The organism is Pseudonocardia sp., assembly GCF_050250275.1.
Taxonomy (GTDB): Bacteria; Actinomycetota; Actinomycetes; order Mycobacteriales; family Pseudonocardiaceae; genus Pseudonocardia.
This window is the reverse complement of record NZ_JBFWOY010000034.1, coordinates 17,272-33,166: the sequence shown is the minus strand read 5'-3', so window position 1 is coordinate 33,166 and position 15,895 is coordinate 17,272. Positions and strand designations below refer to the sequence as shown.

The following is a 15,895-nucleotide window of genomic DNA, read 5'->3' as shown; positions in this document are numbered from 1 at the left end:
GAGGAGATTTCCGCATGCGCGTGGTGTGCTTCGGCTACATGACGTGGGGGCGACGCACCATCGAGGCCGTCCTCGGCGCCGGCCACGAGGTGCCGCTGATCGTGACCCACGCCGACAGCGACAACGCCTACGAGAAGATCTTCAACGAGTCCGTCGCCGAGCTCGCCGCCGACCACTCCATCCCGCTGCTCGTGCGCGACCGCGCCGACGACGACGAGGTGAAGGCCGCGATCGCCGCGGCCGGGGCCGACGTCATGGTGGTGTCCAACTGGCGCACCTGGCTGCCGCCCGAGGTCTACTCCGTCCCCAGGCTGGGAACGCTCAACGTCCACGACGCGCTGCTGCCCGCCTACGCCGGGTTCGCGCCGCTGAACTGGGCGCTGATCAACGACGAGCCCGAGGTCGGCGTGACCGCGCACATGATGAACGCCGAGTTCGACGCGGGCGACGTCGTCCTGCAGTGGGCGACGCCGGTCAGTGACGACGACACGATCGTCGACCTGTTCGACCGCACGCTCGCGATGTTCGGCCCGATCACCGTGGAGGGCCTCGCGCTGCTGGAGTCGGGTCGCACCGAGTGGCCCGCGCAGGACCGGCGCCGTGCCTCGTACTTCCACCGGCGCACCGACGAGGAGAACCGCGTCGACTGGACCTGGCCGGCCCGCGACATCTTCAACCTCGTCCGCGCCCAGGTCGACCCCTACCCGAACGCGTACTGCTACCGGGGCGCCGAACGGATCCGCATCCTGGCGGCGTCGGTCACCGACGACGCGGTGGGCGGCACGCCGGGGCGGGTGCTGATCCGGCGCGGGAGGAGCGTCGTCGTCGTCGCGGGTGCCGACGCGCGCCGTGGCCGCAACCGGGGCGTGCTGATCCACCGGGTGCGCCTCGACGACGGCCGCGAGCTCGACGCCGCCGACTACTTCCCGCGGATGGGCGAGTACCTCACCGCCCACCCGCGGGACGGGGTGTAGCGGCGAGGTCAGGTCCCCTGGTAGGCCTGTGCCGGCTGGGGGACCACCGCGTCGAGGGCCGTCGGCGGGCTCGGCGGGCTGCCGAAGCCGTCAGCCTGCCCTTGTCAATGCGACGACGTCGAGGGCCCCCGCACCGCCGCGGCCTCACGCCGCACCTGCTCCCACAGCGCCTCGACGTGCGCCGCCTCCGTGACCACACCCCCGACCGCGATCCTGAGCACGTACCGCCCGTCGACGACGGTGTGGGTGACGAACGCCGCCCCCGAGGCGTTGACGCGCTCCAGGACGGCGCGGGTGGCCGCGTCGTCGGGACCGCCGTCGGCGGTGACGCAGCGCAGGCACACGAGCCCGAGCGTCGGCGGCGCCGCGAGGACGACACCCGGCTCCGCGCGCACCCGGGCCGCGAGGGCCACGGCGGCGGCGACATGGCCGCGCAGGTGCGCCCGCAGCCCTTCCAGCCCCGCCGCGTGCACGACCGCCCACAGCTTCAGCGCCCGGAACCGGCGCCCCAGCGGCACCTGCCAGTCGCGCAGGTCCACGACCGCGCCCGACTCCGACGCGGCGTTGCGCAGGTACTCCGGCGTCACCGACAGGGCCGCGGGCAGCGCCGCCGCGTCGCGCACCCACAGCAGGGAGGCGTCGAACGCCGTGAGCAGCCACTTGTGGGCGTCGGTGCAGAACGAGTCGGCGAGCCCGGCGCCGTCGAGCACGTGCCGCAGCTCGGGGCACAGCCCGGCGACACCCGCCCACGCGGCGTCGACGTGCAGCCACGCCCCGTGGGCCGCCGTGACGGCCGCGATGTCACGGACCGGGTCGACCGCGCCCGTGCCCGTCGTCCCGACCGTCGCGCACACCAGGACGGGGCGCAGCCCGGCGGCGACGTCGGCGGCGACGGCGTCGGCGAGCGCGGCGGCCGACATGGCCTGCGTGCCGGGGACGGCGGCCACGACGCGCAACGCCCGCGCGCCCATCCCCGCGACCCGCACCGCCTTGGTCAGCGACGAGTGCGTCTCCGCGGTGACGTAGACGCGTTCGCGGCCGTCGACACCCGACTCCTGCCAGCGGGGGTCGGCCCGCTGCAGCGCCGCGAGCAGCGCCACCAGCGCCGCGGACGACGCCGAGTCCTGGATGACGCCCCCGCCCCCGCCGGGGAACGTGAACGCCTCGCCGAGCCCGAGGGCACGGGCGAACCCGTCGAGCAGCACCTGCTCGGTCTCGGTCGCCGCGGGGGAGGTGGACCAGAGCATCCCCTGCGCGCCGAGCCCCCCGGAGAGCAGGTCGCCGAGTACCGAGGCCAGCGAGGCGTTGGCGGGGAAGTAGCCGAAGAACGCGGGATGCTGCCAGTGCGTGCTGCCCGGGACGACCACACGCTCGACCTCGTCGAGCAGCGTGGCCAGGGGCTGCGGCGCCTCCGGCAGCAGGCCGTCCGCGAACGCCGCCCCGGGCCCGGACAGGGCGGCCGCGACCTCGCCCGGCCGGACGGGCGGAACGACGGGCAGCCCGGGCAGGGCGGCGCGGTGCTCGGCGACCCAGTCGACGAACGCGTACCCGGCACGCCGGAACTCGTCGGGGTCGAGATCGGCGGTCACGGAGATCACCTCGGGAGGTCGGCGGCACTCGGCGTGTCTAGGGTTGCCAAGTGTCCGACACGTCCGGTGGGTCCGTCGAACCGGACGTCCCCGACGGCGCGGCACGGCTGCGGCTGCTCCAGCTCTCCGCGCTGACCAGCACCGTCGACCGGTTCGCGATCGCGCCGCTGCTCGTCGAGATCGCCCGCGGGTTCGGCAGCTCGCTCGTCGCCGTCGCTGCCGTCGCCAGCGGGTACTTCCTCGCCTACGGCCTCATGCAGCTCGTCTGGGGCCTGCTCAGCGACCGGTTGGGCCGCGTCCGGGTCATGCGGATCGCACTCGCCGGGCTGGCCGTCGCCGGCCTGGTGTCGGTCCTGGCGCCGAACCTGGCGGTGCTCGCCGTGTCGCGCGTCGTGGCCGGGGGCACCGCCGCGGCGCTCATCCCGACGACCCTCGTCTACATCGGTGACACCTGGCCCATCGCCGTGCGCCAGCGTGCCCTGTCGGACCTGCTGGCCGCGTCGGCGGTGGGCACCGCGGTGGCGACGGTCGGCGCCGGGCTGATCGCGCAGCTCGTCGGCTGGCGGGCGGTGTTCGGGCTGACCGGAGCCGCGGCCGTCGTCCTGTGGTGGGCGCTGCGCCGGCTGCCCGAACCCGACCGGCCCGAACCCGGCCCGCTCCTGCGGCCGCTGCGCCTGGTGGTGCGCCGCGGTTGGGCCTGGGTGGTGCTGACGCTCGCCCTCGTCGAGGGCGCCGTCGCCCTCGGCACGCTCACCTACCTCGCGCCCGCGCTGCAGCACCAGGGGTGGTCGTCGGCCGTCGCGGGGCTGGTCGCCGCCGGCTACGGCGTCGGGGCGCTGCTGACCTCACGGCTCGTGCGGCGCCTCGTCGGGCGGGTGTCCCCCGCCGGGCTCGCCGCCGTCGGCGGCGGGGTCCTGGCCGTCACCTGGGTGCCGACGACGGTCTCGGTGAACGTCGTGACGGTGCTCGCGTCCGGCCTGCTGCTGGGCATCGCCTGGGCGTTCCTGCACACGACCCTGCAGACGTGGGCGACGGAGGTCGTGGCGCAGGCCCGGGCCGCGGCCGTCGCCCTGTTCGCGACGGTGCTGTTCCTCGGCAGCTCCGTCGGCACCGCCCTGGCGGCCCCGCTGGCCGACGCCGGCGAGTTCGGCACGGTCTTCGCGATCGCGCTGACGGCCTCGGTCCCGTTCGCGGTCGTGGCCGTCGCGGCCCGGGCCCGCTACGCGCGTGTGAGCTGACGCCCGGGTGGGGCTTCTCACGGTCTGGCAGGTCCGCGGTTCCGGCAGAGTGGGCCCATGATCGCAGCAGACCACGAACGCAGGGTCGCGCTCGTCACCGGCGGCTCCCGCGGGATCGGCTTCGACATCGCCCTGCGCCTCGCCGGGGAGGGCTTCGCCGTCACCGTCGCGGCCCGCAAGCAGGCCGGAGTCGCCGCCGCCGTCGAGCGCATCGAGCAGGAGACCGGCACCCCGGCGTTCGGTGTCGCCGCCGACATGGCCGACGAGGCCGCGATCGGCACGCTTGCCGCGGCGCACGCGGAGCGGTTCGGCCGGCTCGACGTCCTGGTGCTCGCCGCGGGCCTCGGCGCCGAGGAGCCGGTCTCGGCGATCCGCACGAAGGCCTACGACCTCCAGATGAACGTGAACCTGCGCGCGCCCGTGCTCCTGGTGCGGGAGCTGTTGCCGCTCCTGCGCGCGACGGCGGCCGCGCACCCGGAGCGCGGCAGCCGCGTCGTGGCGCTCTCGTCGATCACCGGCGTCGCCGCCGAGGCGGGGCTCTCCGTCTACGGTGCCACGAAGGCGGCGTTGCTGTCGTTCTGCGAGACGTTGTCGCTGGAGGAATCCGGGAACGGCGTGAACGCGACCGCCGTGGCCCCCGGATACGTCGACACGGACATGACGGCACATCTGCACGGACGGTTCGAACGCGAGTCGATGCTGGGGGTCTCCGACGTCAGCGAAATGGTGCTCGGACTGACGCGGCTCTCCGCCCGCGCGGTGGTACCGAGCATCGTGCTCAGTAGAGCGGGTTCACAGCTCTGGCGCGCCTGAGAACGCGTCCGGCGTGGCTCTCGGGACCCGCGGATCGGTATTTGCTCGGCGAACAACAGATCGTGTATACCGGGGCGGTTCAGTGGTTCTTGCGGTAGGCCTCGAGAACATTGGTGGGGATGCGCCCGCGCTCGGAGATCTTCATGCCCTGCTGGAGTGCCCATTCCCTGACCGCCTGGTTCTGCTCGCGGTCGGACGAGGCGCGGGCCGGGCCCGGCCCCGAACGGCGCGACGGGGAGCGACGGGCCGCATTGATGAACGGATCGAGCGCAGCACGGAGACGCTTCACATTCGCGGAGGACAGGTCGATCTCGTACGTCTTTCCGTCGAGGGCGAACTCCACCTGCTCGGCGGCCTCGGAGCCGTCGAGGTCGTCCACCAGCGTCACCGTCGTCTGCTTCGCCACGGGTAACCCTTCACGATGTAACCGGGCACGCAGACAACTCCGAACGGAACAGGGGTTTCCAACGGAGTGTCGTGCATGCGCATGATTTCTTCCTGCGGTAATCGTAATGGAGTCCGCCGTTCAATGTCGAATGGGGGGCGGCCCGACTCCGCGAGTACCGAGTGCGTACCGTCGTCATCCGTGCGGAGCGCGACTGTTCTGCGCCGAGTCCCGGCGGGAGTTCACCCGATGCGCTGCACAGAACACTCCGCGTACCCGTAGCCGTGCGGCGGCCCACGCGCCCCGAGCGGAACCGGGTAATCCGGATGAATGGCGGCGCGGACCGGGTGGAAAGGTTTCAGCCGATGGCCGTCCATCAGTCGCGGATACGCGGCGGGTCCAGCAGGTCCACCCGCTGCCCCGGCCGCGGTACGACCAGCGTGCCCCCCGCGTCCGCCGCTGCCACCGACAACCGCCGGACCGGCTCGGACCAGCCGTGGAATGCGAGGTTGGACGTGGACCGGTGGACCGGGACGAGTAATCCGCCGCGCAGGTCCGCATGGGCGCGAACCGATTCCTCGGGGTTCATGTCGGGCCGGCACGCGTCGTATGCGCCGCCGGGCAACACCGTGGCGTCGACCGGTCCGAAGCGGACACCCGCCCCCGCTGAATGCCGAGGTGTATCCGGTGTCGCCGCCGAAGTGGACACGCCGGGTCGGCCCCACGATCGCCCACGACGCCCATTGCGTCGTGTTGCGCGAACAACCGCCCCGAGAAGTGGCGCGCCCGCGCGCACGTGATCTCCGGGCCCGCGCCGGTCGTCGCGGCGTCCCGGTCCAGCTCGCGCACCCGGGCGTGCGGGACGCCCCGGCGCCGCAGGTGCGCGCCGATCCCCAGCGGCACGACGAACACCCCGGCGCCGGCCGGCGACGCGCGCGGGTCACCCGCACCGGCCTACGGGCGGACGGCGCGCGGCCCGGCCCCTCACCGGCCCCCGACGGTCACCGCGATCTCGCCGCCGAGCCCGAACCCGCCGGTCAGCGGGAGCCGGTCGCCCGACCAGAACCGCCCCGGGTCGTACCAGTTCGGGCGGTGAGCGGTGTCGAGCAGGCCCATCTCCTCGTAGGTCACCGCGACGACCTCGGCGCAGTACGCCGTCTCCAGCCCGGGCTCGGCGAGCGCGACGCCGGGGACGTCGGCCGTGCCGTTCTCCGCGTCCGTGCGGCGCAGCACGTCGCGCACCCGGCCCGCGCGCAGGTCGCGCAGCGTTGCCCGCGCCTCGTCGCGTGCCCGCGCCGCCGCCTGCACCGCACCCGGCATGCGGCCCCGCGCCCACCGCGACGCGAGCCGCGCCGTCGACGGGAACGGGGTGCCGTCCAGGCGCGCGACCGTGCGCAGGGCCGCGTCCTCCTGCTCGCGGCCGACCGTCGGCTCCAGCTGGCGCAGCCACGCCCGCTGCCCGTACCGCTCGTGCCAGGTGACGACGGCGTCGCGCAGGTCGTGCAGCTGCACGCCGCGCTGGTGGCGGCCCGTCCACACGTCGGGCAGCGACCTCCCCAGCTCGGCGTGCCACATCAACGGCGGCAGGTCCTCCACGACGATCGCCATCCCGACGTGGTTCACCGGCGAGTTCGTGAGGCTCTGGATCGCGCGGTCGGCGCCGCTGCGGCCACGGAAGAGCCACACGTCCCCGGTGCGGGTCAGGTCGACCGCGCGGTCGAGGGAGATCATGGTGCCGGTCACGGCCGAATACCCTACGGGGATGCGCTGGTGGAAGTGGGCAGGACTGGCCGGGCTCGCCGGGGTGGCCGCGACGGGCGTCGTCGCCGCGCGGGACGAGCGGCGCCGCCGCGCCTACACCCCGGAGGAGATCCGGGAACGGCTGCAGGCCCGCGTCGCCGACGCGGTGGAGAGACGTCCGTCGCAGGCCCCGCCGCAACGGTGAGGTTCACACCCGCGACGGGGCCCCGGGTCTGGCAGTGTCCGGAGGATGCAGCCCGACCTCTCGTTCGAGCCGTTGACACCGGTGTCCTACCTCGACCGGGCCGCCGCCGCGCACGGTGACCGCGTCGCCGTCGTCGACGGGGACCTGCGCCTGACCTACCGGGAGCTGCACGGGCGCTGCCGCCGGTTGGCGGGCGGTCTCGCCCCGCTCGCCGACGGCCGGCCCGTCGCGTTCCTCGCGCCCAACACCCACGTGCTCCTGGAGGCGAACTTCGGGGTGCCGTGGGCCGGCTCGCCGCTCGTCGCGATCAACACGCGGCTCTCGGCGGCCGAGGTGGCCTACATCCTGGAGCACTCCCGGTCGGCGGTGCTGGTGCACGACCCGGTCTTCGACACCCTCGTCGACGACGCGTTCTCCCGGATGGCGGCCGCGCCGCGCCGGGTCCGGGCGGGCGCCGAGTACGAGGCGCTGCTCGCCGACGCCACACCGCTCGCGCGCACCCCCACGGACGAACGTTCGCTGCTGTCGATCAACTACACGTCCGGGACGACCGGGCGGCCCAAGGGCGTCATGTACCACCACCGCGGCGCCTACCTGCAGGCCCTGGCCATGGTCGGGCACACCGGGATGTCCCCGTCCACGGTCCATCTGTGGACGTTGCCGATGTTCCACTGCAACGGCTGGTGCTTCCCCTGGGCGGTCACCGCAGCCGCGGGCACCCATGTGTGCCTGGACAAGGTCGACCCCGCGCGGGTGTGGCAGCTGATCCGGGAGGAGGGCGTCACCCATCTCAACGGCGCCCCGACGGTGCTGTCGATGCTGGCCTACGCCGAGCAGGCGGGCGACGGCGTCCCCGGCGACCGGGTCGTGAAGGTCGCGACCGGCGGGGCGCCCCCGTCGCCCGCGATCCTGCGGCGCATGGCCGAGCTGGGCTTCGACGTCACCCACCTCTACGGCCTCACCGAGACCTTCGGCCCGGCCATGATCTGCGACTGGCGTCCCGAGTGGAACGGCCTCGACGGCGCCGAGCAGGCCCGGCTCAAGGCCCGCCAGGGCGTCGGCAACATGATCGCGTGCACGATCCGCGTCGTCGACGAGAACGGCGCCGACCTCCCCGCCGACGGAGCCTCGGTGGGACAGATCGCGCTGCGCGGCAACAACGTCATGCTCGGCTACCTCGACGACCCCGAGGCCACCGCCGCCGCGGCACCCGACGGCTGGTTCCGCACCGGTGACCTCGGCGTGCTGCACCCCGACGGGTACGTCGAGCTGCGTGACCGCTCCAAGGACGTGATCATCTCCGGTGGCGAGAACATCGCGAGCGTGGAGGTCGAGCAGGCCGTCGCCGAGCACCCCGCCGTCCTCGAGGTCGCGGTGATCGCGGTGCCCGACGAGCAGTGGGGAGAGGTCCCCGCCGCCTTCGTGACCCTGCACGCCGGCGCGTCGGCGACCGAGCAGGAGATCATCGAGCACGTCAAGGACCGGCTGGCGCGGTTCAAGGCACCCAAGACCGTCGTGTTCGGGGAGCTGCCCAAGACCTCGACCGGCAAGATCCAGAAGTTCGTCCTCCGCGACAAGGCCTGGGCAGGCGTGGAGCGACGCATCCAGTAGCACGTTGCGCTGATCGGAACGGGCGCTCCGCGCAACCCCGGTCGCGATGAGAAGGTGTGCACGTCGTCCCGACCACATGGGCGGCGTCCGACCGGCGAGGTGAATGCATGACCGTGCAGGACAGCGAGCCGCGGGCCCCGGGATCGGCCGAGGGCACCGTCGACTTCTCCCTGACCGACCGCTACCGACCGGGCACCGGTCCGGTACTGCTCACCGGCGTCCAGGCGATCGCCCGTCTGCTCGCCGAGCAGCACGCGGCGGACACGCGCGCGGGACTGCGGACGGCGTCGTTCGTCTCCGGCTACCAGGGCTCCCCGCTGGGCGGGCTGGACAAGACGCTCGCCGCCGCGCCCGAGCTGGTCGAGACCGCGGGGCTGACGTTCGTGCCCGGCGTCAACGAGGAGCTCGCCGCGACCGCCGTCTGGGGCAGCCAGGTCGAGGTGCCCGGGCACGGCCGGACCGTCGACGGCGCCGTCGGCGTCTGGTACGGCAAGGCGCCCGGCGTCGACCGGGCCGGCGACCCGTTGCGGCACGGCAACATGTGCGGGGCCCACCCCCGCGGCGGCGTCCTCGTGCTCGCCGGGGACGACCCGAGCTGCAAGTCGTCGACGATTCCCTGCATCTCCGAACGCACCCTCTACGGCTACGGCCTGCCCGTGCTCTACCCCGACAGCGCCGCCGACATCGTCCGGCTCGGCCGCTACGGCGTCGCGCTCTCGCGGGCCTCGGGCATGTGGGTCGGAATGAAGATCACCGCCGACGTCGCCGACGGCATCTGGACCCTCGACGCCGACTGCGGCGACGTCGACATCAGCGTGCCCGACCTCGAATGGGGGGGCCGGCCCTGGCAGTACCGGCAGATCCCGACGCTCGTGCCGCCCGACTCGCTCGACGCCGAGGCCCAGCTCTACGGGCCGCGCCGCGCGATGGTCGAGGCGTTCCTCGACGCCAACCCGGTCAACACCGTCGAGCTCGACACCCCCGGCGCGTGGCTGGGGATCGTCGCCGCGGGCAAGGCGTTCACCGACACCCGCCAGGCCCTGCGCGACCTCGGGCTCGACGACGACGCCTGCCGCCGCGCCGGCATCCGCCTGCTCCGCATGGGCATGGTCTCCCCGGTGCAGCGCAGCGTCGTGCGCGGGTTCGCCGACGATCTCGACACCGTCCTCGTCGTCGAGGAGAAGACCCCGTTCCTGGAGACGGGGGTGCGCGACGCGCTGTACGGGTCGACGTCGGCGCCGGTCGTGCTGGGATCGACCGACGACACGGGCCGGCCGCTGGTGCCGGTCGCGGGGGAGCTGACCGCGGGCACGCTGGCGGGGCCGTTGCGGCGGGTGCTGTCCGCCCGGGTCGCGCTGCCCGCGCCGCTACGGGCGCCGGCGCCGCTGGAGCTGCTCCCGGTCGCCCGCACCCCCTACTTCTGCTCGGGGTGCCCGCACAACCGCTCCACCGTCGTCCCCGAAGGCGCGGTCGCCGGTGGCGGCATCGGCTGCCACGCGATGGTCGCGCTCACCCACCGGCCGGTCAGCGAGGTCTCCTCGATCACGCAGATGGGCGGCGAGGGCGCGCAGTGGATCGGGCAGTCGCCCTTCACCGACGCCCGGCACATGTACCAGAACATGGGCGACGGCACGTTCGCCCACTCCGGCCAGCTCGCCGTGCAGGCCTGCGTCGCCGCCGGCGTGTCGATCACCTACAAGCTCCTCTACAACCGGGCCGTCGCCATGACCGGTGGCCAGGACGCCGAGGGCGGGCTCGAGGTCCCCGCGCTCGCCGCGAAGCTGCTCGCCGAAGGCGTCACCCGGGTCCTCGTGTGCGCCGACGAACCGTCGCGCTACCGGTCGCTGCCTGCGCTGCCACGGGGTGTCGACCTCTGGCACCGCGACCGGTTCGACGAGGCCCAGCGCGTGTTGGGGGAGACCGAGGGCGTCACCGTCCTGATCTACGACCAGCGCTGCGCCGCCGAGTCCCGGCGCCTGCGCAAGCGCGGCGAGCTCGCCGTGCGACCGACGCGCGTCGTCATCAACGAGGAGGTGTGCGAGGGCTGCGGCGACTGCGGGGTGAAGAGCAACTGCCTGTCGGTGCAGCCCGTCGACACCCCGCTCGGGCGCAAGACCCGCATCGACCAGTCGTCGTGCAACACCGACTACTCGTGTCTCGACGGGGACTGCCCGTCGTTCGTGACCGTCCGCGCGCCGTCCGGCCGGGCTGCCTCCGCCTCCTCGCGACCCGAGCCTCCGGCGGTCCCGGCCGCCGCGACCGCGCCGGCCGGTGACGTCTTCCTGGCCGGGATCGGCGGAACGGGGATCGTCACGGTCAACCAGGTGCTGGCCTCGGCGGCGGTCCACCAGGGCCTCGCCGTGCACGGGGTCGACCAGACCGGGCTGTCGCAGAAGGCCGGGCCCGTCGTCTCGCACCTGCGCGTCGCGGCGTCTGAGGCCGAGCTGGGGCCCGCCAACCGTGTCGGGCCCGCCCAGGCGCGCTGCTACCTGGCGTTCGACGCCCTGGTCGGGGCCGACGCACGCAACCTCGGCTACGCCTGCGCCGACACGACGACGGCGGTCGTGTCGGTCTCCCCGGTGCCGACCGGTGCGATGGTCCGCGACGCCGGGGTCGCGGCGCCGGACGTCGACGCGCTCGTCGCGCGTATCGCCGGGCGGTGCGCCGACGTCGTGGCGCTCGACGCCTCCGGGGCCGCCGTCGCCCTGTTCGGCGACGCGATGCCCGCCAACATGCTGCTGCTCGGTGCCGCCTGCCAGGCCGGCGCGCTGCCGATCGGCGCCGAGGCCGTGGAATGGGCGATCGGGCTCAACGGTGTCGCCGTCGCCGTCAACACCTCCGCGTTCCGCTGGGGCCGGGTCGCGGTGGCCGACCCCGCGGCGTTCGCGGCGGCCGTCGGGGTCGTTGCCGCGGCCGCACCGCGGACCCCTCCCGCGGGCCTGGGGCTCGACGCCCTTCCCGCTGCCGTCCGCGAGGTCGCCGAGGACCGGGCCGCACGGCTCGTCGGGTTCCAGTCGGTGCGGACCGCCCGGGAGTACGCGGCGGTCGTGCGTGAGGTCTGGGAGGCCGAGCACACCGCCGGGGGCGCGGGCGCGTTCGCCGAGGCCGTCGCCCGCGGTCTCTACAGGCTCACCGCCTACAAGGACGAGTACGAGGTCGCCCGGCTGCTCACCGACCCGGCCTTCGAGGCGGCGCTCGCCGCCGAGGTCCCCGGCGGCACGGGGATGCGCTACCGGCTGCACCCACCGGCCCTGCGGGCCGCCGGCCGGTCGAAGAAGATCGCCTTCGGGCCGTGGATGCGGCCGGTGCTGCGGACGCTCGCCCGCGGCAAGGCGCTGCGCAGCACACCGCTCGACCCGTTCGGCCGGACCGCCGTGCGCAGGCTCGAACGCGCCCTGCGCGACGAGTACCGCGCGACGGTCCGGGGACTCGCCGCCGCGCTCACCCCGGACTCGCTGCCGACGGCCGTGGAGGTCGCCCGCACGGCCGATCTCGTCCGCGGGTACGAGGACGTCAAGCTCGCCGCGGTCGAGCGCTACCGGGTGCGACGGGCCGAGCTCGGCCACCCCGTCTCCAGACTTGACGGGACGCAGCCCGCGCGTTCCTGATCTCCCGCAGGTCAGCCGCCCGACCGGTCCCCGGACGACGACCGGTCGGACGGTGTGGCGCGCGTCCCGTCCACGCTGCGGAGGGCAACAGGATCTCACTCCGCGTGTCTGTGAATCGGCGCCCTGCCTGCCCCGGAACGGTGAACGGCCGGTGACTCGGACGGCGTGTCTGCTCGACGCGCCGAGCCAGCCGTTCACCGCGTCACCCGATCCGGTTGCCTCAGCAACGTCCCGGATCGGCAACCCGGCCCGCCCGCCCGGCTAACGTCCGTCTCGGATCGCATCACGGCGCGGTCACGGAACGGACACGGATCGAACCCCCGATCGATCCACCCGCCCCCACGGGACGTCCGGCCGCGGCGCAGGATCCGGAAGGAAAGTCGTGTCACGGCATCGCTCCCCCAGTGGCCGTAGCGCGCACCAGCGGTCCCCGTGGCCCGTCCTCGCGACGGGCCCGGGGACCGGCGGTGCGCACCGCGCCACCCCCCTGTCCGGCGCGCTCCCTGCGCGCATCATCGCGACCGTCGTCGCCGGCGGCGCCGTCGCCGTCACGGCTCAGGCCGTGCACAGCGGCGCCATCTCGCCACCCGACGTCACGGCCCTGCTGAGCACCGGCACGTCGGTCGGTGGTGCGGCCGCAGCGCCCGCCACCGAGTCGGCGCCGGTCACCGGCGCCGACGTCGTGGCCCTCGCCTCCGACGACACTCCGGTCATCTCACCCGACGTCCTGCAGGTCGTCTCCGAGCGCGGTGCCGACCTCGTCGCCTCCACCCGCCAGCAGGTCGACGCCGCCCTCGCCCGGCAGGCCGCCGCACAGCAGGCCGCCGCCGCGAAGGCGGCCGAGCAGGCCCGGGCCGCGGAGGAGGCCGCCCAGCGGGCGGTGCAGGTCGTCACCGGACGCGTCAGCTCCGGCTTCGGCATGCGCGGCGGCGTGACGCACGCGGGCCTCGACATCGCGGCGCCCATCGGCACCCCGATCCGCGTCCCGCTCGACGGCGTCGTCATCAGCTCCGGCCCGGCCAGCGGCTTCGGCCTGTGGGTCCGGGTCCAGCACACCGACGGCACCATCACCGTCTACGGCCACATCAACCGGTCGCTGGTCAAGGTCGGGCAGAAGGTGACCGCCGGGCAGCAGATCGCCGAGGTCGGCAACCGCGGCCAGTCCACCGGCCCGCACCTGCACATCGAGGTCCAGACCCCCGGCGGGAAGAAGATCGACCCGCGCGGCTGGCTCAACTCGCACGGCTTCCGCTACCAGTGACGGTGCCGCCCGCGATGTGAGCAGCTCCCGGGTACGTGGGGGAGCGGCCCGCCGGGTGACGTGCCCCCGCCCGCCCGCGCGGGCCCCGACGCGGGGTGGCACGGTCCGACACTCCGCGTCGTCGCGCGAGCGGGCGGCCGGGATCCATCCACATCGCGGTCTCGCGGTTCGTCTCGGACCCGGCTGTCCACAGGCGACCGGTCCGCCGGCGTCGGACGGCGGCCGGGGCCCGCACGATAGCGCCATGACCCCCGCAGGCCCCTCCCGCTCGGCCCGCCACCCCGCCGGCCGCCGCACCCCCACCTCGGTACGCGGACCCGGCGAGCTCGTCGCCGCCGTCCCCGTGCTGCTCGGGTTCCATCCCGCACGCTCGCTGGTCGTGGTGTCCACGCACGGTCCGGGCCTCCGCACCGTCGGTGTGACGCTGCGCGCCGACCTGCCGGGCCCACCGGGTTGCGCGACCGCCGCCGAGGTCGACGAGCTGTGCGCCATGGTGGCGCGCAGCCTCGTCGAGGCCGCCGGTGCCGGACCGGTCGGCGCGGCCGTCGTCGTCGTGGACGCCGCGGTCGACGGTGGGCCGGCCCCCGGCGTCGCTGCCCTCGCCGACGCCGCGGCCGCGGCACTGCTCGCCGCCGGCGTGGGCGTCGTCGGCACGCAGGTGTGGGCCGCGGCGACGACCGCCGGTGCCGCCTGGGCCTGCACGGCGCCCTGCGGGTGCGCCGGAACGGTCGCCGACCCGGAGGCGCTGCCGCTGACCGCCGCCGCCGTCGTCGCCGGCGCGGTGGTGCGGGCCTCCCGGGCGGAGCTCGTCGCCGCCCTCGAGGCGCCCGACCCCGACGACCTGCGCCGGCGGTCCGCGCTGTTCGACCGTGAGCTGGAGCTGCGCGCGGCGTGCCGTGACGAGGCGTCGCGGGCGGCCGCGCTGGAGTCCGCGCTCGACGCGACCGCCTGCGGAACCCTCGTCCTCGACGACGCGACCGTCCTCGACCTGGCCCTCGCCCTGCAGACACCGCAGGTGCGCGACGTCGCCCTGCGCGCGTGCGTCGGCCCGCGCGCCGCGGTGGCCGAGCAGCTGTGGGCCGCGCTCGTCCGCGAGACCCCCGAGCCGGAGTCGGCCGAGGCGGCGGTGCTGCTCGCCGTCGCCGCCCTCGGCCGCGGCGACGGGGCGCTCGCCAACGTCGCGGTCGACCGGGCCCGCCGGGCGTGGCCGGGGCACGGCCTCGCCGAGGCGCTCGCCGAGGCCCTCGGGAACGGGTTCGGCCCCGCCCAGGTACGGGCCTGGCTCGCCGACGGCCCGGCGTGACCGCCGCGGTGCGGTGTGGTGTTGCCGCCGCGGTGCGGTGTGGTGTTGCCGCCGCGGTGCGGGTGGCCTCAGGCGTGCTGTCGTTGCTGGGCGAAGCGCCACGCGTCGCCGACCATGGCGGCCAGCGTGGTCCGGGTGGGTGTCCAGCCCAGCTCGCTGCGCGCCCGCTCGCTGGAGGCGACCAGGACGGCCGGGTCGCCCGCCCGGCGCGGCGCGACGACGGCGGGGACGGGGTGCCCGGTGACCTCGCGGCACGCCTCGACGACCTCACGCACCGAGAACCCGTGGCCGTTGCCCAGGTTGTAGATCGCGTGCACCCCCGGCGTCGCCCGGTCCAGTGCGCGCAGGTGGGCGTCGGCCAGGTCGTCGACGTGGATGTAGTCGCGCACGCAGGTGCCGTCCGGGGTGTCCCAGTCGTCGCCGAACATCTGCACCGACTCCCGCGTCCCGGCCGCCACCTGCAGCACGATCGGAATCAGGTGGGTCTCCACGGTGTGCCGCTCGCCGAAACGACCGTGGGCGCCGGCGACGTTGAAGTACCGCAGGCTCGTCGCGGCCAGGCCGTGGGCGGCCGCGTAGGAGCTGATCATGTGGTCGATCGCGAGCTTGCTGGCGCCGTACGGGTTGGTCGGGCGGGTGGGGGAGTCCTCCCGGATCGGCACGCTCTCGGGCTCGCCGTAGGTCGCCGCGGTCGAGGAGAACACCAGCCGCGCCGTGCCGTGGGTACGGATCGCCTCCAGCAGCCGCAGCGTCGTCACGACGTTGCCCTGCCAGTAGATCTCCGGCTTCTGCACCGACTCGCCGACCAGCGACCGCGCGGCGAAGTGCAGCACGCCGTCGAAGCCCTCGCCCAGCAGGTCGCCCGCGGCCTCCGCGAGATCGGCCTCCACGAACCGTGCGCCGTCGGGGACGGCGTCGCGGTGCCCGGTCGACAGGTCGTCGAGGACGACGACGTCGTGGCCGGCCTCCAGCAGATGGGCGGCGCACACGCTGCCGACGTAGCCCGCCCCACCCGTGACCAGCAGCTTCACGCGATCCTCCTCGCACGGCGACACCCGGGCGCCGTTGCCCGCGGGCGCGGAACACCGACGGCGCACGCAGACGCTCTCACGTCACCGCAACGGCATGATCTCGGGGGACGACCGTGGGCCGCTCCGGTGACGGTGGG

At 74.7% G+C, this 15,895-nt stretch carries 12 protein-coding genes; 8 read left to right on the top strand and 4 right to left on the bottom strand.

The genetic code is table 11. The annotated features are described in order from the left end of the window. Nucleotides 1-14: 14 nt before the first annotated feature. Nucleotides 15-974 (top strand): methionyl-tRNA formyltransferase, encoded by a 960-nt coding sequence (locus AB7F12_RS25840; protein ID WP_428499672.1) that lies wholly within the window; start codon nucleotides 15-17, stop codon nucleotides 972-974. A 104-nt stretch (nucleotides 975-1,078) separates the two neighbouring features. Here AB7F12_RS25840 and AB7F12_RS25835 read toward each other — a convergent pair whose 3' ends face one another. After that, nucleotides 1,079-2,563, bottom strand: a complete 1,485-nt coding sequence (locus tag AB7F12_RS25835; RefSeq protein ID WP_428499673.1) for a pyridoxal-dependent decarboxylase — start codon at nucleotides 2,561-2,563, stop codon at nucleotides 1,079-1,081. 50 nt (nucleotides 2,564-2,613) lie between these two features. Between AB7F12_RS25835 and AB7F12_RS25830 the strand changes: the two genes are divergently transcribed. Both AB7F12_RS25830 and AB7F12_RS25825 read left to right on the top strand, forming a co-directional pair. After that, a complete protein-coding gene (locus AB7F12_RS25830; protein WP_428499674.1) occupies nucleotides 2,614-3,801 on the top strand; it encodes an MFS transporter in 1,188 nt (395 codons plus the stop codon). 57 nt (nucleotides 3,802-3,858) lie between these two features. Continuing rightward, nucleotides 3,859-4,614: an SDR family NAD(P)-dependent oxidoreductase gene (locus AB7F12_RS25825; protein WP_428499675.1), complete on the top strand. Its 756-nt coding sequence runs from the start codon at nucleotides 3,859-3,861 to the stop codon at nucleotides 4,612-4,614. A gap of 79 nt (nucleotides 4,615-4,693) precedes the next feature. Here the strand turns inward: AB7F12_RS25825 and AB7F12_RS25820 are convergent, their stop codons facing one another. Continuing rightward, a complete protein-coding gene (locus AB7F12_RS25820; RefSeq protein WP_428499676.1) occupies nucleotides 4,694-5,020 on the bottom strand; it encodes a histone-like nucleoid-structuring protein Lsr2 in 327 nt (108 codons plus the stop codon). Between the two features lie 963 nt (nucleotides 5,021-5,983). Continuing rightward, on the bottom strand, nucleotides 5,984-6,742 hold the full coding sequence (locus AB7F12_RS25815) for a hypothetical protein (protein ID WP_428499677.1): 759 nt from the start codon (nucleotides 6,740-6,742) through the stop codon (nucleotides 5,984-5,986). Between the two features lie 19 nt (nucleotides 6,743-6,761). Between AB7F12_RS25815 and AB7F12_RS25810 the strand changes: the two genes are divergently transcribed. From AB7F12_RS25810 to AB7F12_RS25790, 5 genes are all read left to right on the top strand, one after another. Beyond that, nucleotides 6,762-6,944 carry a hypothetical protein gene (locus tag AB7F12_RS25810; RefSeq protein WP_428499678.1) on the top strand — a complete coding sequence of 61 codons (183 nt, stop codon included), beginning with the start codon at nucleotides 6,762-6,764 and terminating at the stop codon, nucleotides 6,942-6,944. Between the two features lie 45 nt (nucleotides 6,945-6,989). Continuing rightward, nucleotides 6,990-8,555, top strand: a complete 1,566-nt coding sequence (locus tag AB7F12_RS25805; RefSeq protein ID WP_428499679.1) for an acyl--CoA ligase family protein — start codon at nucleotides 6,990-6,992, stop codon at nucleotides 8,553-8,555. A 107-nt stretch (nucleotides 8,556-8,662) separates the two neighbouring features. Beyond that, entirely contained in the window at nucleotides 8,663-12,163 is a 3,501-nt protein-coding gene (locus tag AB7F12_RS25800; RefSeq protein WP_428499680.1) for an indolepyruvate ferredoxin oxidoreductase family protein, read from the top strand. Nucleotides 12,164-12,545: 382 nt separating this feature from the next. After that, on the top strand, nucleotides 12,546-13,424 hold the full coding sequence (locus AB7F12_RS25795) for a M23 family metallopeptidase (RefSeq protein ID WP_428499681.1): 879 nt from the start codon (nucleotides 12,546-12,548) through the stop codon (nucleotides 13,422-13,424). 244 nt (nucleotides 13,425-13,668) lie between these two features. Then, a complete protein-coding gene (locus AB7F12_RS25790) occupies nucleotides 13,669-14,727 on the top strand; it encodes a DUF4192 domain-containing protein (protein ID WP_428499682.1) in 1,059 nt (352 codons plus the stop codon). Between the two features lie 68 nt (nucleotides 14,728-14,795). On the opposite strand, the gene galE is transcribed toward AB7F12_RS25790, so the two are convergent. After that, nucleotides 14,796-15,758, bottom strand: a complete 963-nt coding sequence (gene galE, locus AB7F12_RS25785; protein ID WP_428499683.1) for a UDP-glucose 4-epimerase GalE — start codon at nucleotides 15,756-15,758, stop codon at nucleotides 14,796-14,798. Nucleotides 15,759-15,895: the final 137 nt, after the last annotated feature.